The organism is Pseudomonas sp. GW822-FHT03F08 (assembly GCF_058801265.1).
The window spans coordinates 87,797-111,832 of record NZ_JBXANC010000012.1 but is presented as its reverse complement, the minus strand read 5'-3'; the positions used below and the strand labels follow the sequence as shown (position 1 = coordinate 111,832).

The following is a 24,036-nucleotide window of genomic DNA, read 5'->3' as shown; positions in this document are numbered from 1 at the left end:
GCTGCCCATAAAAAAGGCGACCAACCGGTCGCCTTTTGTCTCGCGAGTGTATCGCTCCCCTTACCGGACGCCCTCGGCGCGCAGGGCCGAAGGTGTGAAGTCGGCCGCCTTGGCTTCGAAGCCGAATTCGAAGCTGTGCTTCTCCTCGTTCTTCATGCCCAGGGCAATGTAGCGACCGGCGATGATGTCGTAGAGCGCTTCCAGCGTGTAGGCCTGGGCCTGGTGATCGTAGTAATACTGGGCATGCCCTTCGGCCACCCGCCACAACTGTCCGCGACCGTCGTAGTGATCGGCCAGCGCCACTTGCCAGCTGTCCTCGTCGATGTACATGTGACGCTTGGCGTAGATATGCCGCTCACTCGGCTTGACCGTGCCGATCACTTCCCAGACCCGGTGCAGTTCGTAACGGGTCAGGTCCTGATTGATGTGCCCGGCCTTGACGATGTCGTCGTACTTGAGCTTCGGCGAATCGAGTTTGTAGCTGTTGTACGGAATGTACATTTCCTTCTTGCCGATCAGCTTCCAGTCGTAACGATCCGGCGCGCCGGAGAACATGTCGAAGTTGTCCGACGTACGCAGGCCATCGGCGGCGGTACCCGGGCCGTCGTAGGCGACTTGCGGCGCACGGCGAACCCGGCGCTGACCGGCGTTGTAGATCCAGGCCAGACGCGGTTCTTTCACCTGGTCGAGGGTTTCGTGCACCAGCAATACGTTGCCGGCCAGACGTGCCGGGGCAGTCACGGACTGCTTGAAGAAGGTCAGCACGTTGGCGGCCTGCTCCGGATCCAGCTCCTTCATCAACTGCGGCACGGCGATCTCTTCCTCGAAGCGGATCGGTGTGTAGCTGCCGTTGGTCTGCGGGGTCACCTGGGTGATGATCCGGCGCAGGTTGCCACCGTGGTAACGGGTGATGTGGTTCCACAGCACCTCGACACCGTTCTTCGGAATCGGGAAGGCGTAGTAGCGATTGCCAGTGAAATTGGCCAGGCCGTTGCCGTCGTTGATCGAGGTCACGTTCAGTGCGCTGCGTTTGGCCGACTCATAGATTTCCGGCGGCACGGCGACGGTACGGTGGGTCGGGTAGACCGGAATTTTGTAGGTTTCGGGATAGCGCTTGAACATCGCCACCTGGCCTTCGGAGAGTTTGGCCTTGTACTGGTCGACGTTGGCCGCGGTGATAGTGAACAGGGGCTTTTCGCTGGCGAACGGGTCGGCGAGAAAACCTTTGCTGTCCACCGCCCCTGCGTTTTTCGGGATGCCGCCGGTCCAGGCCGGAATCGAGCCATCGGCGTTACCCGCCTTTTCGGCGCCCAGCGGCGTCAGGCTGGTGCCGAGTTTCTCGGCCTCTTGCGGCGACACCGCCGCGATCACGTTGGCGGCCAGCAGACTCAAGGCCAGGACACCGCATTGCAGAATCATCTTGCGCATTGATTTCATCCTTCTCGGGCAGATCAGAAGTTCACGCCGAAGCTCAGGGCCACGAAGTCACGGTCGGTGAGGACGTTGTAATCGCCGCCGAAAAAGTCGGTGTAACTGAGGCTCGCGGTGTAGGTGTTGCGGTAGTCGGCATCGACCCCGACGCTGATTGCCTTGGCGCCTTCGTTGAACAACCCGTTGGGGCCGTAACCGGAGACGTCGTGGGACCAGGACAGGTTGGGCTTGAGGTTGATCCCGCCGATCACGTTGGCGTAGTCGAGGATGGCCCGGGCGCGATAGCCCCATGAGGTCGAAGTGACGAAACCACCAGTGTCGCCGCCGAAACCGTACTGGCCGTACACCGAATCACGGCCGTAACGCAGCTTGCTGCGCGACTCCAGACCACCGACCCGGACCACCGCCGCCTCACCGACTACGGTCAGGCGTTCGGCACCCAACACCTGATCGAAGAAGTGCGTGAGCGTGCTCTGCAGTTGCGTCACTTCCTTGCGCCGGTAGCCTTTGTTGTCGGCCCCCGGCGACGTAGTCAGCGGCGACGCCGCGCCGCCGGCAATCGGGTTGAGCAAGGCCAGGGTCAGGTCGTTGGTGTTGACCTGCACCGGGGCGTTGGGGCGGTAGCTGAGTTCGCCGGTCCACGCAGTACCGGTGGGCAATGTGGTGGCGAAACTCGCGCCATACAGACGGATGTCTTCCGGGTATTCGAGGTAATACTGACCGCGTCCGAGCATCACGCTTTGCGCCAGCCCGGAACCGCTGCCGGGGGCCAGGCGATTGGCGGTGCTGACCATCCCCGGCAGCGCCGCCAGAGTCGACAGGCCCGCCGTGGTGGTGCCCACCGTGGGCGTACGGCTGTGGTAGTTGAGGAAATAGAGGCCATATTCGGTATCGTCACCGAGCCAGCGCAGCGCCGTACCCCACTGCCCGGAATCCCGTGCATCGCGATCACCGCCACGGGGCACGACGACGCCTTCGCGCGTGACTTCGATGGGTTGTCCGAAAGCGGCGGCCACCGGTGCCAGCGGGGCGATCGCCGGATTGGCGACGGTGTAACCATGGTTGCAACCATCCGCCGCGACGTCGACACCGAAGAAGGTGCCGCAGTTGTCGAGAACGGTCTGGTCCCACTCCAGCTGATAGAAGCCCTCGACCGAAAGTTTGTCCGTCAGGCTTTGCGAGCCGAACAGCATGTTCACCGGAATCAGGCCTTCCTTGATCTCCGCGCCGGGCCGGCGGAAGGCCGAGACGTCGATCGGGTTGATGCTGTTGATCGAGTTGCCGATGAAGGTACTTTCGCCCCAGCTCACCACCTGCTTGCCGGCACGCACGGTGCCCGGCAGATCGGCGATTGAATAGTTGTGATAGACGAACGCATCAAGAATCTGCCCGCCGGAAGACTTGGCGCCTTCCTTGCGGCCCTTGTCGCTGATGGGCTTGAACTCGCGGTCTTCGTCCTTGAGTTCGAAGTCGTACCAGTACTTGCCACGTACGAACACACCGGTGTCGCCGTACTTCAATTCAAGGTCGTGGATGCCCTTGAAGATCTTGGAAAAGGTCTCGCCCTTCTTGAAGTTCAAGCGCCCGTCATCACCGGTCGAAGACTGGCCCGTACCGCCATTGACCGTGCCGACCAGTGACTTGTCCGCATCGCGCATGCCCCAGCTCGCGCCGACCGACAGCGATGAGTCGAACGTGCCTTCGATTTCGCCGATGTTGAAATCGATCGCATGGGCCTGGGCACAGCAACCCAAGGCGACCGCAGCCGCCAGCGCCTGCGGTTTGAAGATGGCGCGCATTGTTGTTTTTGTCATGCGTCTTCCCCGGTGAGTGACAGAAGGCCCCACCCTACTGCCGCCACACGGGGACGATAAGCGCACCAAGGAGGTATTCGCGCTGTCGCCCGAAAGGATGAATCCCCGCCTGGAACGGGGCTTGCCGCGAGGCATGGGCAAGCTGGATAACCCATGATCAATTCAACGGATGATGCCCACCTCAAGACGCAGCACTGTTACATGCCCCGTAACAGTGCATGTCCGGAATCGCTATTTTTCCTTTGGCTTCAAGCCCTTATTCTGAGCGGGCTTTCAAGGCAGACCGCCACGAAGCACAAAGTCCGCGACCGAGTCGTCGGCAACCGATTTCTGATGGACCGAAGCGTTTTTCGCTCCATCGCCCTGGTGTTCACTGACGTTGATTTGTAGCTCCTTGATCCAACGTCTTACCTTGGCCGCTGCGTTTGCAGCGGCCTTTTTTATGGGCGATGGTTTATCGCGCCGAGTGAGCAATCAGTCACTCCCCCCGCCACTGTCAGATGCTTCCTGAATCCTTTTCGGAAACTTCCTTATTGAAATAACGAACAACTTCTATTCGTTATTTATCACCGAATTTTCTGCCGCACTCTTCTGTAACTGCCTACAGGACTCTCGGACCCGCGCCCGACGTTTCACCTGTAACTTCTAATGGCAGAACAACTCATCACTTTTAAACAGCGCACATTCAAAAGGATATGAATATGCAAAGGCCTCCAGCATGGGAGCTGACCGAGCCTGTCCACACGACAGCACCAGCGCCTCCCGGCTACAACCCGTTACCGGCAACGACATTCGATGTCAGCAGCAGCGGCGCCTTTCAAAGGCCGCCTGCCTTTGCGGGCAACGTACATATCGTGAAAGGCACCGCTCAAGTTCTGGATCAGGAGTTTCAGGCCAGAGCCAGTCAACTTGCACAAACCCTCGAACATGAACTTGCCGCCGCCAGACTTGAAGTTTCAACTCACCCTCTGCCGCCCGCCGAGGCAATCATTCGCGAGCTCGGTGTTCGCAATACGCTGATGGCACGCAAGACGGCCGAGTTTCATCGCCAGACCGCCTTGGGCAACACGTTTTATGGCAGCGATCCCCTGAACCGGCCGTTGAACGATTTCACCGCTCGGGCGCGAACGATGGAGCGCCCTCTCAAGCCTGATGGCATTGCCTTTCAGACCTGGTCGTTCTCATACCGGGCCGCTCACGAAGCGAGGCTGTTGTCGCAATCGTTGCAGATGCTCAACCAGCAACAAGTCAATGTGCTCAACTGGCTGGCGACCGTTCAGGCCAACGATCAAGCGCGAATCGCTGCAGAGCAACAAGCGCAGAGAGCTGCTGCCGAACTGGCGCGGATCAATGAACAAGCTCGACTTGAAGCACTGGCACAAGCTGCACGCGTAGTGGCCGAGCGAGAGCGCGTTGCCGCCGAACAACACCGTCAGCAAGCACTCGCAGAGGCGGCACGGCAGCAAAAGGAACAAGAGGAAATCCAGGCTCGTGAAGAGGCGCGCCTTGCAGCGCTGGCTGAAGCACAACGGCTTGCTGCTGAGCAGGCGCAAATCGCCGCCGACGCTGCCGCGCAACAGATTGCTGCCGAACAGGCACGTCTGCAAGCGCAAGCCGATGCTCAGCGCCGCATGGAAGAGCGCCGGCTGCTGGCTGAAAAAACACGGCAGGAAAAACAGCAGAAAGCGCTGCGAAAGGCACAGAAAAGACGCCGTAAAAAAGCGCGCAAGAACGCCAGGGAACAAGCCCGACGGCAAGCAGAAAACGCCCTGAGCGGACAATCTGCCGTCTTTGCCAATGCCGGATCGATGGCCGCATTCGGCCCGACCTTTACCGGGCCCCTCGGTGTTTTTGGCAACAACCCGGCAACCACGCTGGCACTCAGAACGTCGCTGCGAACGGCGGTGTCCCTGGCGATGGCGGCCATTTCCACAGCGGCTGCGCCAGTGATCGTCGGATTCGCCGCTTTGCTCGCCCCCTCGAAACTGGGCAACGGCGATCTTTACTCTGCCAGCGTTCCACTGTCAGACCTGGCACCCGACTTGAGCAGCGATGAGCTGTATCAGTTGGCCGCCATTGGAGGGGAAGTCGATCTGCCGGTCAGGCTCGGTTCGTCGACGATGGGCGACAAAATCGAGTTCGCTGTTGTCACCACGGATGGTCTGACTGTCCCTGCCAATGTGCCCGTCAGGGTCGCCCGTTTCGACGCTCGCACCAACACCTACGTTTCCACTGCCAGCGACGCCAACGGCCCCACGCTGACCTGGACGCCATTGGTCAATCCACTGAATCCTTCGACGGATTTACCGCAGGCCGATACGGATCTGCCGGTTTACGACGGAGCTGAAGTCGATCCTGCAGAGGGGCGGATCGATCCGTTTCCTGAACTGGATCGGTATGAGTTGGGTGGGTTTATCACGGTTTTTCCGATTGAGTCCGGGATACCGCCGCTGTATGTGGTTTTCAGCAGTCCTTATGACGGAGGCGTCGAAGATGGCGAGCACAGCGGCCGCGCATTCAACCCCAAAGAAACCGGCGGCTCAATTCTTGATTTGGCATGGACACCTGTAACTGCAACATCAGAAGGAGCAACTATCGTAAAACTGCACATATCCAGATTTCCTGAATCGGCCGCCAATAAGGTAATGATTGACCGCCTGGAAAAAATCATCAGCGGAGAGCTTGAAATAACGGACACAGACAAGCGCTTCTACACTCACGAGTTAAGGGAGCTAGAAAGATTCAGAGCCTTGGGGTATGGCGATACCGAGCGGCCTGATCCAGATTCACCTGTTTGGAACAATGTGCACACAGCAACATTGGAAGACTTCAAATTGAAGGATGACGCTTCTCTGCTCTATACACCTGAAGCGCTGGCAGCAGACGCAGAACAAGCAGAACGCGCATACCAACAGTTGTTGAAGGAGATGTGGAAATGAGCACCGTCGAACAGATCGTAAAAAACGAGTCTCTGGATGACATCGTTGCGGTATTCGCTTTGTTCAAACCAAATCCGCATCTGGACAGGATGATCAGACTCTACAACCGAGACATCATCAAAGAGTATGGCGCGCTAGAAAGCGCTTATTCCCGACTCTTCGCCGCCGGTGTATTGGCCGTTGGAGAGCACGGTCTGGCGATCAAAGGCCCGAACTGGTCACCTCCGAAATTCATGATCGAAAACAGATACTCCTGACCGGCCAATAGGCCACCAGGCTCCCGCCTGGTGGCCACTTCAAGCTACAACGAATACTTCTGCAAATTCCCCATCATTTCCTTCAGCGCCTCAATGTTGTCCTTCGGATGCGCCGCCCCTTCGAAATCACAGATCTGCTGCCAGTGCGCCGCCACCTCTTCCGGTGAGAACCCCACGCGCGGATCGAAACCGGCGCCCAGGCTGCGCTCCCAGCGCACCTTGCCCATCCAGCCGCCACCGACTTCGAACAGGCCCGAGGTTTCCTGGCATTGTTCGCTGGCCAGGTACACCACCAGCGGGCTGACCAGTTCCGGTTTGAGTTGTTCGAACACTTGCGGCGGGATCAGGCCTTCGGTCATGCGCGTGCCGCCAGTGGGGGCGATGGCGTTGACCAGGATGTTGTTCTTGCGACCTTCGATGGCCAGGGTGCGGGTCAGCCCGTAAAGACCGAGTTTGGCCATGCCGTAGTTGGACTGGCCGAAATTGCCGTAAATGCCCGAGGTCGACGCGGTGAAGATCACCCGGCCGTAGTTCTGCTCGCGCAGGTGCGGCCATGCGGCGCGGGTCACCTTGTAGGCGCCTTCGACGTGGACGCGATAGACCAGATCCCAGTCGGCGTCTTCCATTTTGTGGAAGGTCTTGTCGCGCAGGATCCCGGCGTTGTTGACCACCACGTCGACGCGGCCGAATACATCGAGGGCGTTCTGCACCAGTTTGTCGCCGTCGGTGACGGAATCATGGTTGGCCTCGGCGATGCCGCCGGCCTCGCGGATTTCCGCTACCACGCGGTCGGCGGCCGAAGCATTGGCGCCTTCGCCCTGGGTCGAGCCGCCGAGGTCGTTGACCAGCACTTTGGCGCCCTGTTTGGCGAACAGCAAAGCATGTGCGCGTCCCAGGCCACCGCCGGCTCCGGTGACGATCACGACTTTATCTTCGAAACGCACAGACTCATTCATCGAGGCAACTCCAGCAGGCCTGAGGGACAGTGTCCCTGAGTGTCAGGCACAGAGCGTGCGGTCACAACGAACACGGCTGAGGCTGAATGGTGCGCGATAAGGCTGGGGGATGATGAAACCGTGCAGAGGCGCAAAGCGCCTCCGCCCTGCGATCAGGAACACGCCACCTTGCGCGGCGGCAACACGAAGTGATCGCGAAATTCGAGGTAGTGCTTGAGCACCTGCACCGGCGCTTCGCTTTGCGGGTAATGACCGATGCCCGGCAACAGCACGGTGTCCGCGTCGGGTATCAGCTCGCGATAACGCTCGACCATGTGCGCACCGGAAATCGGATCGACTGCGCCATCGATCACCCGCAGCGGCACCTCGCCGCGCTGCATCGCCGCGACCCAACGATCACGCTGCACCCGACGCTCCGGAATATAGGTGATCAGTTTGTGCATGATTCGCGGCCCGCGATTGCACTCGATCAGGCTCCAGAAATCATCCATTTCACTTTCACTGGGCCGGGTGTCCGGGCCGAAGATCTGATGGAAACTCTTTACCAGCGCATCGCGGGTAAACGCGCGACCGATCATCCAGCCCAACGGGCTGAGCAACAGTTTTTGCGTCAGCAGCGGCCGATGGGTTTCCGGAAACAGACCACCGTTGAGGAACACGCAACTGGCGACCTCGATCAGGTCATCGTAATGCCGGGCCAACAGTTCCTGGGCAACGCTGTCGCCATAGTCGTGAGCCAGAATGTGCACTGGTTGCTCGACCTGCAGATGCGCCAGCAAGGCCTGTTGCAGATCGGCCTGCTCCAGCAGGCTGTAGGTGTGATTCAGCGGTTTGGCAGAGTCGCCGAAGCCGAGCATGTCGCAGGCAATCACCCGGTAGCGCTGGGACAGCGGCTGCCACAGGTAATGCCAGTCCCAACTGGCCGTCGGAAAACCATGGATCAGCAGCAGCGGTTCGCCCTGCCCGGCCGTCCAGTAGCGGATCGGCTGGCCACGAAAGACAAACGTCTGGCTGCGTTTGCGCCAGGCACTCAGAGGAATCTCGGCGAGAGGCATTACAGTTTATACCCCGGGTCTTGTTTATCGAGTTTGCGCAGCAGTGCCGGCCAGGCCAGTGCGCCGCCCATGCCTTGAGCACTTTTGGTGACGCCAGCGATCATCGCCTTGGCGCCTGCCAGAATCTGCGGTTCGATGGCGATCAGTTCGGCACCGCCGGTTTGCGCCATGACCTGGATGTCACAGGCACGCTGAAAGGTGAACATCATCAGGAACGTGTCGGCGATGGTGCCGCCGCAGGTCAGCAAGCCGTGGTTGTGCAGCATCAGGAAATTGTTTTCGCCGAGGTCAGCCTGCAACCGGGCCTTCTCTTCGTGATTGAGCGCCACGCCTTCATAAGCATGAAAGGCCAGGCTCGACAGCACGAACAACGATTGCTGACTGATCGGCAACACGCCCTGTTTCTGCGCCGACACCGCAACGCCGGAAGCGGTGTGGGTATGCAGCACGCAGGCCACGTCATGCCGCACTTCGTGGACGGCACTGTGAATGGTGTAACCGGCGGGGTTGATCTCGTAAGGGCTGTCCATGAGCTTGTTGCCGGCCTGATCGACCTTCACCAGACTGGACGCGGTGATCTCATGGAACATCAGGCCGAACGGGTTGATCAGGAAGTCTTCGGTGCCCGGCACCTTGGCCGAGATGTGGGTGAAAATCAGATCGTCCCAGCCATGCAGGGCGACCAGTCGATAACAGGCGGCGAGATCGACCCGGGTCTGCCACTCCGCAGCACTGACCTGGTCTTTGACATTCAAGGAAGAAGGGACGGGGGCTACGCTCACTGTATGCACCTCTGTTTTTGTTTTTTTCGGCAGGTGTCAGCAGTCTAGTCAGCCCCGGGGGATCGCGTAGTTGCATTGGCAGCCAGCTTGATGACTGAACGAGTCAGCCACGCCAGCCGCTTGGATCCATGTCAAAGCAACGACGCCAACAAAGGCGCGGCGAACAGATTGAGCAGCCCGGTGAGCACCATGACCAGCCCCGCCACCGAACCTTCTTCGCCCCCCACTTCATGGGCGCGACTGACGCCCGCACCATGAGCGCCAACGCCAAACAGGGCGCCGCGCGCCAGGGCACTGCGCAGCGGCAGCCACTTGAGCAACACCCCGCCCAGCATGGCGCCGAACACCCCGGTGAACATCACGAACACCGCCGTCAGTTCGGGCACACCGCCCAGATCCTGCGCCAGCGGCATGGCAAACGGCGTGGTGATCGAGCGCGGCACCAATGACAGCGTCACCGAACTGTCCAGCGCCAAGGCCCTGGCCAGGCCAAACGAAGTCGCGATCGACGCCGCACTGCCAGCGAGCATGCCCAGCAGCAACGCCGACCAGTGACGCACCAGCAGACGCCGCTGTTGCCAGATCGGTACGGCAAACGCGACGGTGACCGGACCGAGCACCAGCATCAGCCAATGGGTGTTGCTGGAGTATTCGGCGTAGGCGGTATGCAGCGGCACGGCGAGGGCCAGCAATAATGCGGGGACCAGAATCAGTGGCGACAGCACGTAGCGACCGGTCCGACGATACAGCCAGCGACTGAACAGGTAGGCCAGCAGCGTGAATGCCAGCCAGAACATCGGCATCAGTTCAAGCTTCATGGGACCGCCTCAGGCGCACGGCCAGCTCCACGGTGAACGCGGTCACCAGCATTACCATCAGCGTGCTGGCGGCGATTACCAACAGAATTCGCCAGCCGTCATCTCGCAGCAATGCGCCGTAATCCAGCAGGCTCATCAAGGCCGGAATGAAGAACAGCAGCATCTCGGCCATCAGCAGTCCCGCGCCCATTTGCAGCGCCGCCGGCTTGACCCAGCCGAACGCAAAAGCCAACAGCAGCAACGCCATGCCGATCACGCCGCCGGGGATCGGCCATGCCAGCCACGCAGCCAACTGGCAGCCGAGCAGATAGAGACCGAGCAGCACGGCCAGTTCGGCCAGCAGGCGAGAGAGATATTTGAATGTCGAGGCGTTCATGGGTGGGCTCCTTTCAGGGGCCTATTTTACGAACCGGACTGCCATCCCCGAAGCGAATTGTTAGACTCAAAGCCATTCCAATCTGGAATCAGGCCATGGAATTCAAACAGCTCAAAAGCTTCGTCGAAGTCATGCATCAGGGCGGTTTCACTCAGGCGGCAAAAAACCTGCACATCAGTCAGTCCGCCGTGAGCAAGCAGATCGCTCAGCTCGAACAGAGCCTCGGCACGCCGCTGCTCGAACGACTGGGCTCGCAGCTACGCCTGACCGCCGCCGGCAGCGTGGTGCTGCAACGGGCCGAAGGCATGCTGCGCCTGCGCAATGAATTGCTCAGTGAACTGGATGACCTCAGCCAACTGGCGCGCGGCGAGCTGCGTCTCGGTTTGCCCTTGCTGGGCAGCGATGCCCTGTTTGCCGGGCTGTTCGCCGAGTACCGGCGGCGTTACCCGAACATCAGCGTGCAGTTGCTCGAAGGTGGCAGCCGCAATATCGAACAGGCGGTATTGAGCGGTGAACTGGAACTGGGCGGCAGTCTGCGGCCGAAAGACCCACAGTTCGACTTCCAGCCCTTCTGCGATGAACCGCTCGATGCGCTGCTGCCGGTGGATCACCCGCTGGCGACGAAAGGTGAAATCAGTCTGGAGGAACTGGACGAGACGCCGTTCCTTTTGTATCAGCGCAGTTTCGTGCTCAACGATCGTTTGCTTCAGGCATGCCAGCAGATGGGCTTCACCCCGAAAGAAGGTGGCCGTAGCGGCCAGGCGGATTTTCTCGCGGCGCTGGTGGCCGCCGGGCAAGGCGTGGTGCTGCTGCCGAGCGTGGTGGCACGCGGTCTGGTGCGGCCAGGCGTGGTTCGCCTGACCTTGAACGCGCCGGATTACCTACGCTGGGACATCGCCTTCATCTGGCGCCGGGGCGCGTATCTGTCGAAGGCTGCACAAGCCTGGCTCGCGCTGTTGCGCGAACACGGGATCAGCCCTTGAGCGTGGCGATCAACTGCTCCAGCCAAGGCTCGGCGTCGGTTTCCGGGGTGACGCTCTCGCTGGCGTCGATGCGCAGCATGTCCTGCACTTCACGCACGCCGAGTTCGCCGAACAGCTCACGCATCTGCTCGCCGCCGCCGCAGAAAGTGTCGCCGTAACTGGCGTCGCCCAATGCGATCACCGCGCCAGGCAAGCCACGCCAGGCCGCCGGCAGCTGATCGCGGAGGGTCGAGTACAAAGGTTGCAGGTTATCCGGCAACTCGCCCATGCCCGTGGTCGAGGTCACGGCGAGCAAGGCTTCAGGGCCAAAGGCCTGGAGGTCGGCGAGGCTGGCGCGCGAGTTGTAGAAGGTTTCAAAACCGGCGGCTTTCAGCAGGCTTTGCGCGTGGCGAGCGACTTCTTCGGCAGTGCCGTACACCGAGCCGGAGAGGATGGCGACTTTCATCAATCTGATCCTGAAACTGAAAAAAAGAGCGGCGATAGTAACAGCCGGCGGCGCAATGTTGCGATTGGCTCTCGATAAGCGCTGATGGCCAGTAGACAGCGCCGATTGATCTTCTAGAATGCCTGCCACCGACACCCTTGAAAGGATTCAAAGATGATCAATGCCAGCCTGCTGCAGATGGTGATCAACGCGTCGAACGATGGAATCGTGGTGGCCGAACGGGAAGGTAAAGAGGACAACATCCTGATTTACGTGAACCCGGCTTTCGAACGCCTGACGGGTTACACCAGTGAAGAGATCCTGTATCAGGATTGCCGTTTTCTGCAGGCCGGAGACCGGGATCAGGACAACCTGCCCCTCATTCGAGAGACCCTGCGCAATAACGGCTCGTGCCGCGAAATCCTGCGCAACTATCGCAAGGACGGCACACCGTTCTGGAACGAGCTGTCGCTGTCGACGGTAAAAAACGCTGACGATGGACAGACTTACTTCGTCGGCGTGCAAAAGGACGTGACCGTTCAGGTCAAGGCGCAGCAGCGAGTGGCACAGCTGGAAGCCCAGGTCGCGGCACTCGAGGCAGAGCTGGCGGCCATCAAAGCGACGAACGGCGCAAACAAAACAGCGAACTAAGTGTCATTAACTACAATCACCAATGACTTTGTAATTATTTATTTCGAGCTAACCATGCAACGCGACGCCCTCCTGACCCAGGACGAGCTGGATTTTATCCAGACCATGCAACACAACCCGCAGCTCAATGTGCGGGATGCGACGTCGAGCCTGTTGGTCAATGGTGGTTCGCAAATCCGTGATCTGCTCACGCGCCTGGCGGCCCATGAGCAAGTCACCATCCAGGCCAACTTCGAAAACCAGCAGATGACCTTTCCGCTGCATCTGGTGGAAGACGAATTCCACGCCCTGCATTTGCGCCTGGGTGTGCCAAGCATTTATGAAGACGGGCCGATGGTTCGCCCATGGCGTCTGACCCTTGAAGAACCGGTAGCGCTGGAGAATGCCAAGGGTCAACCGGGCATGCTGTGGGTTCACGAGGTTTCGCACAAAGGCGTGTTGCTGGAAGTGCGCAACAAGACCAAGCCACCGAAGCATTTCGCCCTGTGGTTCAGCCCTTCAGGCTATGAGCGGATTTCCCTGCGCGGCACCTTCGAACGGGAAACCGAAAGTGGTTTCTACGCCTACGACTTGAGCCAGAGCGACGCCGACGAGACCGAGCGCCTGCGCCAGTTCATCCTTCAGCAACATCGCCTGACTCACCCTGCCCTGCATACCTGAGTCTCAGGTATCCAGCGTCCCCGCGAGAAACTGGTTCAGGCGCTGGCGCATGGTCGAACCTTCATTGCCCAGACAGCCCACCGATGAACCGGCCAGGCTGTCCTGTGCCAGATCCGACGCATCGCCCGCCAGCATCAACTGACAATCCAGGCTCAGGGCCAGGCGGTTCAGACGCCGGGGCAATTCGGTAGTCGGGGCGTGATTGGAAAACAGCACCAGCGCCTGCGGTTTGATTTTTTCGCAAACCAGCGTCAGCTCATCGAACGGCTGGCCGGTGGTCAACACACGAACGCCCGTGTCATTGCCACTGAGAAACAGCGCCGCCACCAGTAATTCGAGTTCGCGGCACTGCCCCGCCAGGGCGCTGACAATCACCTTGCGAGGATGCGAGCCACGCAACACGACAATGCGCTGCAGCACCCGCGCCCTCAGGAAACCATCAAGGAACAGCCACTCGCTGGTTTGCCCGAATGAATCCTGACGCTGCAACAAGCGCAGCCACAGCGGCATGAGGATGTCCTGGAACACCACAGGCAGCGTGTAGGAAGAGAAAATCTGCCCGTAGACCCGATCCAGTTCCTGGTCATCGAATGAACTGACCGCGCGCTGGACCTGATCCTGCCATTGCAGATAGTCGGCCTGCACCATGTCATTGGGAATGATGTGCGCCAGCGCCTTCATCGGCTCGGTCTTGGCCAGGATCCTGCCGACCTTGCTCACCGAGACACCACGATCAATCCAGTCGACGATGCTGCGAACGCGCTCGATATCGGTCATCGAATACAGCCGGTGCCCGCTTTCGGTGCGTGTCGGCTGGATCAAACCATAACGTCGCTCCCATGCGCGCAGCGTGACCGGGTTCACTCCGGTCAGACGCGCCACTTCACGTATGGGGAAAAGCTCCTCGCGCTCAAGCGCAACAGATGCCTGCGAAGCAGGGCGAACGTCTGTAATGACAGGCATGTGTGCGGGCACGTCCTTGTTGGCGTTGTTAGCGTAGTTGAATCCCATTCTACTCCGGATGCCCCTTGTCGGTTCAAGCTATGAAACGGGACGAAATTCTCTGGTTTCGTCACAATAATCAGGAATAATCCTTGCTTGTCGAAAAGCGCAGCCCTCTACCCCGGCGCTGCGTCAGGCGAAGTTCCTACCCGGAACGACGCAAACGTAATACGGAGATACACGATGTCTACTTCCCCCGTCACGCTGATGGTCGCGCGTCGCGTCGCCGATGGCCGCTATCAGGACCTGATCGCCTGGCTGCGCGAAGGCGAACAACTGGCCACCGACTTTCCCGGCTACCTGGGTTCCGGCGTATTGGCTCCGCCTCCCGGCGACGATGAGTTCCAGATCATTTTCCGCTTTGTCGACGAACAGACCCTGCACGCCTGGGAGCACTCGGCCTCGCGCACCGCGTGGTTGGCCCGTGGCAGTGATCTGTTTGCCCACCCGACCGAACATCGGGTCAGCGGCATCGAAGGCTGGTTCGGTGCAGCCGGTGTGCGTCCTGCGCGCTGGAAACAGGCCGTAGCGATCTGGCTGGCGTTTTTCCCGGTTTCCCTGCTGTTCAACTTCGTGCTCGGTCCGCTGCTCGGTGAAATGAGCCTGTTGCCCCGCGTGTTCATCAGCACACTGTGCCTGACGCCGTTGATGGTCTATTTCTTCATTCCACTGTCGACACGCCTGCTGGCCGGCTGGCTCAACAGTTCCCCGTCCCGTCCACTGCCTGGCGCGGCGTCCACGCAAAATCGCTGAAACCATCGCTCGCGTCGCTGTTATAGTTTTTGCTCTGACCTCGACGCGAGCCGTTCATGACCTCTTTTGCAGCTCCCATTCTCATCACTGGTGCCGGCCAGCGCGTCGGGCTGCATTGTGCGCAGCGGTTGCTGGAGGACGGTCACCGGGTCATCTTCACTTACCGCAGCGAACGTCCGGGCGTGAAGACGCTAAAGGACCTGGGCGCGATCGGCGTGTTCGCGGACTTTTCCAGTGAAAGTTCCATCCTGGCGTTCATCGCCGAACTGAAAACCCACACCGACAGCCTGCGAGCCATCGTCCACAACGCCTCCGAGTGGCTGGAGGAAAACGGGGACGACGAAGCCGAAGCCTTCACCCGCATGTTCAACATCCACATGCTGGCGCCGTACCTGATCAATCTGCATTGCGCCGACCTGCTGCGACGGTCGAACCCCGCCGATATCATCCACATCAGCGACGACGTCACCCGCAAGGGCAGCAGCAAACACATCGGCTATTGCGCCAGCAAGGCCGGGCTCGACAGTCTCACGCTGTCCTTCGCCGCGCGCTACGCCCCGTCAATCAAGGTCAACGGCATCGCGCCAGCCCTGCTATTGTTCAATCCCGACGACGACGCGGCATACCGCGCCAAGGCGCTGGCCAAGTCCGCGCTGGGCATCGAACCCGGCAGCGAAGTGATCTATCAGAGCCTGCGCTACCTGCTCGACAACCCTTATGTCACCGGCACGACCCTGACCGTCAACGGCGGGCGGCACGTCAAGTAAAACGCCCCCGCGAGGATGCTCCATGACCCGTTCCCTGCCCGAAAACTACCGCGAGATCCTGATCGGCCTCGGTGAAGATCCCGACCGTGAAGGCTTGCTCGACACACCGGTGCGGGCGGCCAAGGCCATGCAGTATCTGTGTCACGGCTATGAGCAGAGCGTCGACGAGATCGTCAATGGTGCGCTGTTTGCTTCCGACACCGACGAGATGATCATCGTCGCGGACATCGAGCTCTACTCGTTGTGCGAACATCACCTGCTGCCCTTCATCGGCAAGGCCCATGTGGCTTATATTCCGACGGGCAAGGTGCTGGGGCTGTCGAAGATCGCACGGCTGGTGGACATGTTCGCCCGCCGCCTGCAGATCCAGGAAAACCTCACCCGGCAGATCGCCGAGGCGGTCCAGCAAGTCACCGATGCCGCCGGTGTCGCGGTGGTCATCGAGGCCCGGCACATGTGCATGATGATGCGCGGTGTCGAGAAACAGAATTCGACCATGAACACCTCGGTCATGCTCGGCGCCTTCCGCGAGTCGAGCAACACCCGCCAGGAGTTCCTGCAATTGATTGGACGGAGCAAGTAAATGCCACAACTTCAACCGGGAATGGCGCGCATCCGGGTCAAGGATCTGCGCCTGCGCACCTTTATCGGGATCAACGAGGACGAAATCCTCAACAAGCAGGATGTGCTGATCAACCTGACCATCCTGTACGCCGCGCAGGAAGCGGTGCGCGACAACGACATCGACCACGCGCTGAACTACCGCACCATCACCAAGGCGATCATCGCCCACGTGGAAGGCAACCGCTTCGCGCTGCTCGAACGCCTGACCCAGGAATTGCTGGATCTGGTGATGGTCAACGAATCGGTGCTGTACGCCGAGGTCGAAGTCGACAAGCCGCACGCGTTGCGTTTTGCCGAGTCGGTGTCGATCACCCTCGCCGCCAGCCGCTGAGTGCGTCTAGCGCTTCAAGCGTCAGACTTTTATCATCCGCGCCACGATTTGACTGCACAGAGCCCATCATGACCGAGCAACAACGCCTCGAACTCGAAGCCGCCGCCTTCCGCCGGCTGGTCGCCCACCTGGACAGCCGCAAGGATGTGCAGAACATCGACCTGATGAACCTCTCCGGGTTCTGCCGCAATTGCCTGTCCAAGTGGTACAAGGCCGCCGCCGACGAGCGCCAGATCGACGTCAGCCTCGACGATGCCCGCGAAGTGGTTTACGGCATGCCGTACGCCGAGTGGAAAGCCCAATATCAGCAAGAAGCCAGCGCCGAACAACAAGCGGCGTTCGCCAAAGGAAAACCCAATGATTAGGCGCTTGCTAAGTGTTAACAACAAGCTAGTTTTATGAACTAGGAGTTGAGCTTCAGGCGCTATAGCTTAAGCCTCTGACTCTGAGGCCCTTTTCGACAAGGGCTCTCGATTCGTCAGAGTGAGGGCTGGCTGATGGAGCTTATTTGGGCTACTAAAGATTTAGTGATTGCTGGTCGTCCGTATCCCGGTTTTCCGATCCTGCTTTGGGACACGATGGAAAGCTGTGTTCCCGCCAATGATTTCCTTCGTCATTACCTACTTAGTGGGGCCATTGGCTCAGTGAAGTCCTGGCCAAGCACTGGTCGTGCTTTATATGACTACTTCAGCTTTCTGCAGGTGCATGAACTCGATTGGCACGACGTTGACGTTGGTGAAGCCAAGAGCATTGTCGCTGCCTATCGAGATTACTGCCTAGTTCAATGCAATTTGGCTCCATCAACGACGCGACAACGGATGCACTATATCTGCAAATTCTACGAATATGCACAAAGACAGAAATGGGTGTCCCGGCTGCCGTTTAGCTATGAAGAAAGAAGAGTTACGCGTAAAACTAGGTTTCTTGCACACGTAGATGCAAGTGGCGGCAAAGCCATGGCAAACGATTTGATGCCTCGCGTGCATAATTCGCTGCCAAAATTTTTGAGCAGCGACCAAATCAAGACGCTCTTGAAGTTTGCTGAAAATCCTCATCATCGAATGATGATTCGGTTTGCGCTTTGCACCGGCTTGCGTCGCGAGGAAATCGCTACCTTTCCTCTTGACTACGTCTTAGATCCAAACAAAACCCAACTCGGGCACAACATTCGGATTCATCTCGATCCCTACGATGGACATGGAATGCTTACCAAGGGCAGCAAAGCACGTGACATCTACGTCAGTCGACGCTTTCTCTCAGAGGTGTACCGTTACGTGATCCAGGCTCGCGGTGAACGGGGCTCTCTTAGCCCAACAAAGCACAAACCGCTGTTCCTCAATCAATTCGGAGAACCTTTCTCCAATGATGGAAAGGGCATAGAGCGCATCGTCAGTAATATTGGTAAAAAGGCAGGCATCAAAGTTTATCCTCACATGCTCCGCCACACTTATGCCACTCACACCTTGGTTACTCTTCAACGCAATCGTGGTGGCGTAGAACCTCTTATATTCCTGCAAAAGCAACTCGGCCACAACTCGATCCAGACAACCATTGTGTACCTGCATCTGATCAACGAATTGGCTGATAATGCGGTACTGGCTTACAACGACGAGCTGAATGACAGTCTGGAATCTGTCTAATGGGCAAGCACAAAGACTACGTCAGAATCGATCTGAGCACTCCGCAGATCGGAAAAGGCTTTGATTATCGTGGTGGTGAAGTCGTAGCTCCAGAGGCTATTCCTCCAGCAATTACCTTAGTTAAATTTGGTCGAAATACCACGACCTACCGGAGCTTCGATTTTGCTCCTTGGTACGGATTAGATATCGATCCGATCACCTATGCCTGCCAAAGACAAATTGAGCATTTCTTAGCCATTCCGAATAGTAATATCGAGGTCAGTACTGTGACTCGATACTGTACTAGTGGTTTGTGTCGCTTCTTTGATTTTCTTGCATTGCGCGCGACCGCACTCAGACGGGAACTGACCCAGGCGGACATTGACCGAGAACTGATTGACAGTTTTATCGGCCACCTCGCCGGGATGAGGGTAAGCGCTGTCTCCCAGAGGAACTACTACAACTCCGTAAAACCTGTACTTTTGGCTCTCGGCCAACTTGGGGTGATTGCCTTGGTCGATACAGGTGATACAAGTACCTTCCCACGCAACCCGTTTCCAAACAGCAACCGGAAAGTCAAAGGCGAGACCCCTCTGCCGAAAGCACAGCGTCAAGCATTCGCGCAGGCGCTAAAACAGGCAGTTATGCCGATCTGGTGTGACGACGTTCCTTTGACCAGCAAGCTGTTAACTTATGCCTTATTCATAGTCGCATTACACACGGGGCGCAACACCACCTCGCTCCTTGAGATGAAGATCGATTGTCTGCGTCCCCACCCCAAGGACAACACTGCCTTCCTAACGCTGTTAAAAAGGCGTGGGCACAATACCAGTAAAGTCATCCTGCGCAGTGAAAGCACGAATGAGCGTATTTTGGAGGTTACGCCGACTGTCAAGACAAACGTTGAACGCCTGATCCGACATGTCATCGCCCGTACCGAGCCGCTGCGTGCGGAGGCTAGCGATGACCTAAAAGCTCAAATATGGCTGTATCAGTCACGTGAACGCGGTGAAAAGAGAAGAGGTAAAATTACCGCACTTTCAAAAAATTCATTGTTAGGTCCCATTCAGGAGCTTGTGATTGAAAATAATCTGACTGACATCGATGGGCAGCCGTTAAAAATCAACATCTCACGTCTGCGTAAGACTTTCGCTAACCGCATTTTCGAGTTACTGGACGGTGACCTAGCGACCACTGCAATAGCGCTTGGTAACACGCCCACAGTAGCTGGCCGAAACTATTTATTGCCGAACGAGGATTCTAAGTGTAACTGGCGGTTCATGGGCGAGATCTTGGTTGAGGAGTTGCTGACTTGCACGATTGGCTCTACTTATAAGACTCCTATGGGCCACTGTAGTGATCCCGTGCACGGCCAATATGCCCCCAAGCGAGATGGCGCCAAGTGCATGAATTTCCTCCACTGCATTCGATGTCAACATTACGCAGTGACGGAAAATGATTTGTACAAGCTCTTCAGCTTCTACTTCCGCATATTCGAAGAGCGCAGCCGCATGGACAAACGGCGCTGGGCGCGAGAGTTTGCGCACATCCCTCGGCTAATTGACGACTACATCGTGGCAGAAGGACTTAGGCGGAGAGTTTTCAGGCTTACTGCGGTTGAAGCAGCACGCGAGCGTGCCCGCAAAAATCCACATCCCTTTTGGTCTACCGATATGGTCTCTCATTTGGAAATTTTTGTATGAGCACTAAGACCTCGATTCCAACGTCTTGGGCCTACGATAAATCGGAGCCATCAGATGTTCGCGACTTATCCGAGAACCAACGCAATGCTCTTATAGTGTGCGTGACTCAACTTGATGGACGTTGGGTCATTCTCAGTCGCTACGGCGACGACTATTGGCAGCTCTCCGATAGACCCACCAACATTCGCGACTGTCATAAACGTCTAAATTTCCTGAATGTGCCAATTGCCTTCAAAGGAATAATGAAACAGGTCATGTTCCGTTACTTACGACGCGGTCGGACCGGTCAACAACGTCCAAAAGGTGGGACGCTGAGTCAGTTTTTTAGAAATATAATGGGCTTCCTACACTATTTGGACGCGCTCTCGATCAGTCGTCTGTCATCGGTCACCCCCATCGCCTGTAAAGCTTACGCTGATAGCTGCCGGGAATACCGCCAATTCAAGCGCGAAGGCAAACCATTGTCTCAGGCTGGGCTTTATAATCGGTTTTCAGCCGTCGAAGCGCTCTACGAATTGAGTCAGTACACTCTCGATCCAATGCCCCAACATCCTTGGTACGGTAACTCTAGTCGAGGAATGGTAGGGATGACCGGAAGCGGTGCGCCTCATAAGCACGGGGCAAAGACACCGCTAATACCAGATGAAGTGTTCTGTTCTTTGTTCGAGAATGCCTACGCCCAAGTTCAAAGGGGACAGCAACTCCTCGACCTACGCGACGCTCTCACAACTGTTATTGAGGAGCAAAAGGTAAACCAGCCTAGGGACATCACTAAAGTCAAGAACCGACACCTTGCCGCCTTTGGCTGGGAGGGTGATTTGACTGCATTCAACAATGCACTTCTTAGTCTGCGCTCTGCCTGCTACATCGTGCTGGCTAGCATCTCCGGTTGTCGCAACCACGAGCTAGCTAACGTCCAATTAGGTGCACACCATCGCACGCAGGACGATGACGGTATAATCTTCCATTGGATGCGATCTAAATCGGAGAAGACCGATTCCGGTATACACGACTGGATGATCCCCGAAGCAGGAGTGAGGGCACTACGTGTGATGGAGCGATGGGCCATACCTTACCAGGCCATAATCGCCGCCGAGATCGTGGAGCGACGTAGGATTAACCCAAATGACCCTGAAATCGCCTTTGCTCAGAAACACCGCCATGCGTTGTTTCTAGGATTAAGCCCGCGGAAAGATGGCCAGGTTCGGACACTATCGGATGATTCGTGGGATCGTACGCTCAAGACGTTCTCTAAGAATGCAGGGCTTACTTGGTCGCTTTCAACCCACCAGTTCCGTCGAAAGTTTGCTAGCTACGTAGCTCACAGCAAATTCGGTGATCTACGTTACCTTCGTGAACATTTTGCGCATTGGAGCATGGATATGACCCTAGGCTATGCAATAGACGATGACTGGGGCGGGCATCTTGACTTAGAACTATGCAATGACATCCAAGCGGAGCTAGAAGACATCAAGTTCGCCACAGTTGACCGTTGGATTCGTGACGATCGTCTCGCTGGTGGTTACGGGCAATCGATAAAAGGATGGCAGCGCGATCCAGTAAACTTAGCCCTCTTCAAAGACCATAATGCAATGGTTGTTTCAATTGCGGAGAGCACAGCTATCCGCAGTAACGGTCACGCCTGGTGCACAGCCGATAGTGATGGCTGCGTAGGAAACACGCTGGAACGGACACGCTGCAGCGACTGCACCAATGCCGTGATCGGACAAGCCCATCTTGGCATCTACCGACAACTTTACAACAATCTTAAGGAGCTATTAACGTGCAGTGATATCGGCGAGACTGGCCGTATGCGCGTTATTCAGGGCTTAGAACGTTGTCGTTACGTATTTATGCAACTTGGTTGTGACCCAGAGAGTGACGCAGTATGACGATCAACCGTAAGTCCGCCGACGCCCGAGAAAAGGAATTACAACTCGCGCTCCGCCGGATTGAACGTGGCCGAGCAAAAACAGATGAAAAGAAGGTTAGCATCGCAGCAGTAGCACGTGAGGCTGGTGTTTCTGCTTCACTGATTCATAACCACTATCCGAAGATCGCCGAGGCTATCCGAGAGATTCAAGGACGATCTAGCCGCGCTCAACGCGATGAAAAGCACCAGGATCTCAGGGTTGAACGAGAGAAGAGCCGTGTTTTGCGTTTGGAAATTGAGGAGCTACGTGCCAAGGTCGCCAACCTTGCGTCTCTCAACGAAGTTTTGATAAACGAAAATCGGGTTTTAAAAGCTAAGCAGAACGACCCAAGAGTAGTCAGTCTCTCCTCGTGAGACGGGCAGACTCAGCGGCAAAAGCACGAATTCAGTGGCTCTCTAACTCGTCTCTATAATCGCTCTATAATTCCCTATAAACCCATAATCGTAAGCGATCGCCAACACAACGCCCGCATCGTTAGACTGCGCAGATCAGAAGCGCGCGCTCAACACACATTTTCAAGGGCCAAACCCTTAAGACTTACCCGAATCCATCATCTCGAGCAGCATCGGAAGTATTTCGGCGGCAGCCCCAATCAGCATGAACTCCTTCTGCTCACCCATTCCAACGTCAGCCTTGTTTACATGAATGACGGAAGCTCCAGATGCCAATGCAAGGTCGGGAATACCTGCGGCAGGCATGACAATGCCCGAAGTGCCTACTGAGATCAGAAGGTCGCAATCCTTCACTAGGTTGACCGCGGCCTTCCAAGCTTGGGGCGGTAAATCCTCTCCGTACCAGACCACTGCTGGACGCATTTTGCCGTTACAACGCTGACACCGAGGAGGTTCGATCAGAGCGCCATTATCCGGCACATCTGATTGATCTGGTGAAACCGCCGCAGGCCGATGGCAGGCGAAACACTTTGGCAACGCCAAACTGCCATGTAAATGCACCACATTTGACGACCCGGCTCGCTCATGAAGGTCATCAATATTCTGGGTAATAACAGAGACTTGGTGTTGTGAGTTAGCCAGGCGAGCTACCGCAAGATGTCCCGCATTTGGCTCCGCTTGCGCGACTCGGAGCCGCCGCCATAGATACCATCCCCATATCAGTGCTGGGTTATCTCGAAAGGCCTTGGCCGTCTCTAAGTCCCTCGGATCGTATCCTGTCCAGATTCCAGTAAGTTTTTCGCGGTACGTGGGGATACCGCTATCGGCGGAAATACCGGCGCCAGTGAAGAAGACCACGTTCTTGGCCTTCTGTAGTACGTCTACAGCTTGCTCTATGACCGTCATGGTACAAATCCTCTCCTACTGATCTGTTTTGCGCTTCAGGGAGCTGTCGTGAGCATTATTGAGCACATGGCGGTTCGTAAACGTCTAGTTCATAACCTAGCTTATGTCCTTAGGGCAATAGCTGTACTTCCACACAGACTGAGTAAGGCAAGATGAGGCGGTAGGAGACGTCGAGCCCCGTCGGAGACACATATGAATTGCTTCTACAGACTAGATTACCGTTAGCGTCAAAAGTGGTTTAGACACTAACGGGGGGCGCCATTTTGGCGGGGGGACACTTTCGGGAGAAATTTCGGTGCAGAAGAATATACGCATTCTTTTCCTTGATTTTGATGGCGTCCTACATCCTGACGCCGTGTACATGAGGCGCCAAGGGCCGACACTAAATACCGAAGGTACACTTTTCATGTGGGCGCCAATTCTTGCTGATTTACTTAACGATTTCCCTATGGTTGCGTTGGTTTTGAGCACCAGTTGGGTTCGCCATCTTGGCTATAAGCGAGCGCTTGGATATTTGCCTCCGGAACTGCAAGATCGGGTCATTGGTGCAACTTGGCACAGCTCTATGGCTAAAAATTGGATAGATGAAAACCTTTGGGATGGGAAGGCACGATACGACCAAATCTGCCGTTATGCTGCCCGCTCGCAACTTCAGCACTGGACGGCTCTTGATGATGATGCAGAAGGATGGTCAGAGGGCTCAGAACAACATCTAATTGCCTGTGCACCCGACATTGGACTCAGCTCCGCCAAGACTCAGACAGAGCTGCGGAAACGTCTGGGGGAAATATGCTCACTCCGAAGTTAGATTCGCGAACCGACTCTGCGGCTTTTAGAGCGGCAAATGTGAGATCTGCCG

Annotated in this window: 25 protein-coding genes; 15 read left to right on the top strand and 10 right to left on the bottom strand. The window is 57.2% G+C overall.

What is annotated here, in order from left to right; translation table 11 throughout:
* Positions 1–60: 60 nt before the first annotated feature.
* Both AC1RME_RS26160 and AC1RME_RS26155 read right to left on the bottom strand, forming a co-directional pair.
* Positions 61–1,428 (bottom strand): DUF1329 domain-containing protein, encoded by a 1,368-nt coding sequence (locus AC1RME_RS26160; RefSeq protein WP_096819069.1) that lies wholly within the window; start codon positions 1,426–1,428, stop codon positions 61–63.
* Between the two features lie 23 nt (positions 1,429–1,451).
* Positions 1,452–3,245 carry a DUF1302 domain-containing protein gene (locus tag AC1RME_RS26155; protein ID WP_096819067.1) on the bottom strand — a complete coding sequence of 598 codons (1,794 nt, stop codon included), beginning with the start codon at positions 3,243–3,245 and terminating at the stop codon, positions 1,452–1,454.
* 695 nt (positions 3,246–3,940) lie between these two features.
* Here AC1RME_RS26155 and AC1RME_RS26150 point away from each other — a divergent pair.
* Entirely contained in the window at positions 3,941–6,184 is a 2,244-nt protein-coding gene (locus tag AC1RME_RS26150) for an S-type pyocin domain-containing protein (RefSeq protein WP_493091964.1), read from the top strand.
* Positions 6,181–6,441 (top strand): hypothetical protein, encoded by a 261-nt coding sequence (locus AC1RME_RS26145; RefSeq protein WP_096819062.1) that lies wholly within the window; start codon positions 6,181–6,183, stop codon positions 6,439–6,441. Before AC1RME_RS26150 ends, AC1RME_RS26145 begins: the two co-directional genes overlap by 4 nt.
* A gap of 44 nt (positions 6,442–6,485) precedes the next feature.
* Here AC1RME_RS26145 and AC1RME_RS26140 read toward each other — a convergent pair whose 3' ends face one another.
* From AC1RME_RS26140 to AC1RME_RS26120, 5 genes are all read right to left on the bottom strand, one after another.
* Complete coding sequence (locus AC1RME_RS26140; RefSeq protein WP_096819060.1) at positions 6,486–7,397, bottom strand: SDR family oxidoreductase; 912 nt, start codon at positions 7,395–7,397, stop codon at positions 6,486–6,488.
* A 152-nt stretch (positions 7,398–7,549) separates the two neighbouring features.
* On the bottom strand, positions 7,550–8,452 hold the full coding sequence (locus AC1RME_RS26135) for an alpha/beta fold hydrolase (RefSeq protein ID WP_493072686.1): 903 nt from the start codon (positions 8,450–8,452) through the stop codon (positions 7,550–7,552).
* Positions 8,452–9,234 (bottom strand): class II aldolase/adducin family protein, encoded by a 783-nt coding sequence (locus AC1RME_RS26130; RefSeq protein ID WP_085729651.1) that lies wholly within the window; start codon positions 9,232–9,234, stop codon positions 8,452–8,454. The genes AC1RME_RS26135 and AC1RME_RS26130 overlap by 1 nt, the downstream gene beginning before the upstream one ends.
* A 131-nt stretch (positions 9,235–9,365) precedes the next feature.
* Positions 9,366–10,052, bottom strand: a complete 687-nt coding sequence (locus tag AC1RME_RS26125) for an LrgB family protein (RefSeq protein ID WP_096819057.1) — start codon at positions 10,050–10,052, stop codon at positions 9,366–9,368.
* A complete protein-coding gene (locus AC1RME_RS26120; RefSeq protein WP_096819054.1) occupies positions 10,042–10,428 on the bottom strand; it encodes a CidA/LrgA family protein in 387 nt (128 codons plus the stop codon). The genes AC1RME_RS26125 and AC1RME_RS26120 overlap by 11 nt, the downstream gene beginning before the upstream one ends.
* 95 nt (positions 10,429–10,523) lie before the next feature.
* On the opposite strand from AC1RME_RS26120, the gene AC1RME_RS26115 reads away from it, so the two are divergent.
* Positions 10,524–11,411, top strand: a complete 888-nt coding sequence (locus AC1RME_RS26115; RefSeq protein ID WP_096819052.1) for a LysR family transcriptional regulator — start codon at positions 10,524–10,526, stop codon at positions 11,409–11,411.
* Here the strand turns inward: AC1RME_RS26115 and AC1RME_RS26110 are convergent.
* Positions 11,401–11,856: a flavodoxin gene (locus tag AC1RME_RS26110; protein WP_096819050.1), complete on the bottom strand. Its 456-nt coding sequence runs from the start codon at positions 11,854–11,856 to the stop codon at positions 11,401–11,403. The two genes, AC1RME_RS26115 and AC1RME_RS26110, sit on opposite strands and share 11 nt — an antisense overlap.
* A 153-nt stretch (positions 11,857–12,009) precedes the next feature.
* On the opposite strand from AC1RME_RS26110, the gene AC1RME_RS26105 reads away from it, so the two are divergent.
* The gene (locus AC1RME_RS26105) at positions 12,010–12,486 is read left to right on the top strand and encodes a PAS domain-containing protein (RefSeq protein WP_096819048.1); all 477 of its coding nucleotides are present in this window, start codon (positions 12,010–12,012) and stop codon (positions 12,484–12,486) included.
* Between the two features lie 54 nt (positions 12,487–12,540).
* On the top strand, positions 12,541–13,146 hold the full coding sequence (locus AC1RME_RS26100) for a hypothetical protein (protein ID WP_096819046.1): 606 nt from the start codon (positions 12,541–12,543) through the stop codon (positions 13,144–13,146).
* A 3-nt stretch (positions 13,147–13,149) separates the two neighbouring features.
* On the opposite strand, the gene AC1RME_RS26095 is transcribed toward AC1RME_RS26100, so the two are convergent.
* Complete coding sequence (locus AC1RME_RS26095; protein ID WP_096819327.1) at positions 13,150–14,109, bottom strand: MerR family transcriptional regulator; 960 nt, start codon at positions 14,107–14,109, stop codon at positions 13,150–13,152.
* Positions 14,110–14,331: 222 nt separating this feature from the next.
* On the opposite strand from AC1RME_RS26095, the gene AC1RME_RS26090 reads away from it, so the two are divergent.
* The 9 genes from AC1RME_RS26090 (at position 14,332) to AC1RME_RS26050 (ending at position 22,232) form a co-directional block, all read left to right on the top strand.
* Positions 14,332–14,901 carry an antibiotic biosynthesis monooxygenase gene (locus AC1RME_RS26090; protein WP_096819044.1) on the top strand — a complete coding sequence of 190 codons (570 nt, stop codon included), beginning with the start codon at positions 14,332–14,334 and terminating at the stop codon, positions 14,899–14,901.
* Positions 14,902–14,957: 56 nt separating this feature from the next.
* Positions 14,958–15,668: a dihydromonapterin reductase gene (folM, locus tag AC1RME_RS26085; RefSeq protein ID WP_096819042.1), complete on the top strand. Its 711-nt coding sequence runs from the start codon at positions 14,958–14,960 to the stop codon at positions 15,666–15,668.
* Between the two features lie 22 nt (positions 15,669–15,690).
* Positions 15,691–16,251 carry a GTP cyclohydrolase I FolE gene (gene folE / locus AC1RME_RS26080; protein ID WP_096819040.1) on the top strand — a complete coding sequence of 187 codons (561 nt, stop codon included), beginning with the start codon at positions 15,691–15,693 and terminating at the stop codon, positions 16,249–16,251.
* On the top strand, positions 16,252–16,623 hold the full coding sequence (gene folX, locus AC1RME_RS26075; protein ID WP_096819038.1) for a dihydroneopterin triphosphate 2'-epimerase: 372 nt from the start codon (positions 16,252–16,254) through the stop codon (positions 16,621–16,623). It abuts the gene before it with no gap.
* Between the two features lie 68 nt (positions 16,624–16,691).
* Entirely contained in the window at positions 16,692–16,988 is a 297-nt protein-coding gene (locus tag AC1RME_RS26070; protein WP_096819035.1) for a DUF1244 domain-containing protein, read from the top strand.
* Between the two features lie 132 nt (positions 16,989–17,120).
* Positions 17,121–18,263 carry a tyrosine-type recombinase/integrase gene (locus AC1RME_RS26065; RefSeq protein WP_096819033.1) on the top strand — a complete coding sequence of 381 codons (1,143 nt, stop codon included), beginning with the start codon at positions 17,121–17,123 and terminating at the stop codon, positions 18,261–18,263.
* A complete protein-coding gene (locus tag AC1RME_RS26060; RefSeq protein WP_096819031.1) occupies positions 18,263–19,945 on the top strand; it encodes a site-specific integrase in 1,683 nt (560 codons plus the stop codon). Before AC1RME_RS26065 ends, AC1RME_RS26060 begins: the two co-directional genes overlap by 1 nt.
* On the top strand, positions 19,942–21,837 hold the full coding sequence (locus AC1RME_RS26055) for a site-specific integrase (RefSeq protein ID WP_096819029.1): 1,896 nt from the start codon (positions 19,942–19,944) through the stop codon (positions 21,835–21,837). Before AC1RME_RS26060 ends, AC1RME_RS26055 begins: the two co-directional genes overlap by 4 nt.
* A complete protein-coding gene (locus tag AC1RME_RS26050; RefSeq protein ID WP_096819027.1) occupies positions 21,834–22,232 on the top strand; it encodes a TetR family transcriptional regulator in 399 nt (132 codons plus the stop codon). The genes AC1RME_RS26055 and AC1RME_RS26050 overlap by 4 nt, the downstream gene beginning before the upstream one ends.
* A 177-nt stretch (positions 22,233–22,409) precedes the next feature.
* On the opposite strand, the gene AC1RME_RS26045 is transcribed toward AC1RME_RS26050, so the two are convergent.
* Positions 22,410–23,177: an SIR2 family NAD-dependent protein deacylase gene (locus AC1RME_RS26045; RefSeq protein ID WP_096819026.1), complete on the bottom strand. Its 768-nt coding sequence runs from the start codon at positions 23,175–23,177 to the stop codon at positions 22,410–22,412.
* Between the two features lie 295 nt (positions 23,178–23,472).
* Between AC1RME_RS26045 and AC1RME_RS26040 the strand changes: the two genes are divergently transcribed.
* The gene (locus AC1RME_RS26040) at positions 23,473–23,985 is read left to right on the top strand and encodes an HAD domain-containing protein (protein WP_096819023.1); all 513 of its coding nucleotides are present in this window, start codon (positions 23,473–23,475) and stop codon (positions 23,983–23,985) included.
* The last annotated feature ends 51 nt before the right edge of the window (positions 23,986–24,036 follow it).

What these genes read in the sequence shown, in the direction of transcription:
- AC1RME_RS26155 (WP_096819067.1), bottom strand. Translation starts at nt 3,245, where the DNA reads ATGACAAAAACAACAATGCGCGCCATCTTCAAACCGCAGGCGCTGGCG.
- AC1RME_RS26070 (WP_096819035.1), top strand. Translation starts at nt 16,692, where the DNA reads ATGACCGAGCAACAACGCCTCGAACTCGAAGCCGCCGCCTTCCGCCGG.
- folX (WP_096819038.1), top strand. Translation starts at nt 16,252, where the DNA reads ATGCCACAACTTCAACCGGGAATGGCGCGCATCCGGGTCAAGGATCTG.
- AC1RME_RS26115 (WP_096819052.1), top strand. Translation starts at nt 10,524, where the DNA reads ATGGAATTCAAACAGCTCAAAAGCTTCGTCGAAGTCATGCATCAGGGC.
- AC1RME_RS26140 (WP_096819060.1), bottom strand. Translation starts at nt 7,397, where the DNA reads ATGAATGAGTCTGTGCGTTTCGAAGATAAAGTCGTGATCGTCACCGGA.
- AC1RME_RS26090 (WP_096819044.1), top strand. Translation starts at nt 14,332, where the DNA reads ATGTCTACTTCCCCCGTCACGCTGATGGTCGCGCGTCGCGTCGCCGAT.
- AC1RME_RS26160 (WP_096819069.1), bottom strand. Translation starts at nt 1,428, where the DNA reads ATGCGCAAGATGATTCTGCAATGCGGTGTCCTGGCCTTGAGTCTGCTG.
- AC1RME_RS26135 (WP_493072686.1), bottom strand. Translation starts at nt 8,452, where the DNA reads ATGCCTCTCGCCGAGATTCCTCTGAGTGCCTGGCGCAAACGCAGCCAG.
- AC1RME_RS26120 (WP_096819054.1), bottom strand. Translation starts at nt 10,428, where the DNA reads ATGAACGCCTCGACATTCAAATATCTCTCTCGCCTGCTGGCCGAACTG.
- AC1RME_RS26065 (WP_096819033.1), top strand. Translation starts at nt 17,121, where the DNA reads ATGGAGCTTATTTGGGCTACTAAAGATTTAGTGATTGCTGGTCGTCCG.
- folM (WP_096819042.1), top strand. Translation starts at nt 14,958, where the DNA reads ATGACCTCTTTTGCAGCTCCCATTCTCATCACTGGTGCCGGCCAGCGC.
- AC1RME_RS26060 (WP_096819031.1), top strand. Translation starts at nt 18,263, where the DNA reads ATGGGCAAGCACAAAGACTACGTCAGAATCGATCTGAGCACTCCGCAG.
- AC1RME_RS26125 (WP_096819057.1), bottom strand. Translation starts at nt 10,052, where the DNA reads ATGAAGCTTGAACTGATGCCGATGTTCTGGCTGGCATTCACGCTGCTG.
- AC1RME_RS26110 (WP_096819050.1), bottom strand. Translation starts at nt 11,856, where the DNA reads ATGAAAGTCGCCATCCTCTCCGGCTCGGTGTACGGCACTGCCGAAGAA.
- AC1RME_RS26100 (WP_096819046.1), top strand. Translation starts at nt 12,541, where the DNA reads ATGCAACGCGACGCCCTCCTGACCCAGGACGAGCTGGATTTTATCCAG.
- AC1RME_RS26095 (WP_096819327.1), bottom strand. Translation starts at nt 14,109, where the DNA reads ATGCCTGTCATTACAGACGTTCGCCCTGCTTCGCAGGCATCTGTTGCG.
- AC1RME_RS26045 (WP_096819026.1), bottom strand. Translation starts at nt 23,177, where the DNA reads ATGACGGTCATAGAGCAAGCTGTAGACGTACTACAGAAGGCCAAGAAC.
- AC1RME_RS26055 (WP_096819029.1), top strand. Translation starts at nt 19,942, where the DNA reads ATGAGCACTAAGACCTCGATTCCAACGTCTTGGGCCTACGATAAATCG.
- AC1RME_RS26050 (WP_096819027.1), top strand. Translation starts at nt 21,834, where the DNA reads ATGACGATCAACCGTAAGTCCGCCGACGCCCGAGAAAAGGAATTACAA.
- AC1RME_RS26150 (WP_493091964.1), top strand. Translation starts at nt 3,941, where the DNA reads ATGAATATGCAAAGGCCTCCAGCATGGGAGCTGACCGAGCCTGTCCAC.
- AC1RME_RS26145 (WP_096819062.1), top strand. Translation starts at nt 6,181, where the DNA reads ATGAGCACCGTCGAACAGATCGTAAAAAACGAGTCTCTGGATGACATC.
- folE (WP_096819040.1), top strand. Translation starts at nt 15,691, where the DNA reads ATGACCCGTTCCCTGCCCGAAAACTACCGCGAGATCCTGATCGGCCTC.
- AC1RME_RS26105 (WP_096819048.1), top strand. Translation starts at nt 12,010, where the DNA reads ATGATCAATGCCAGCCTGCTGCAGATGGTGATCAACGCGTCGAACGAT.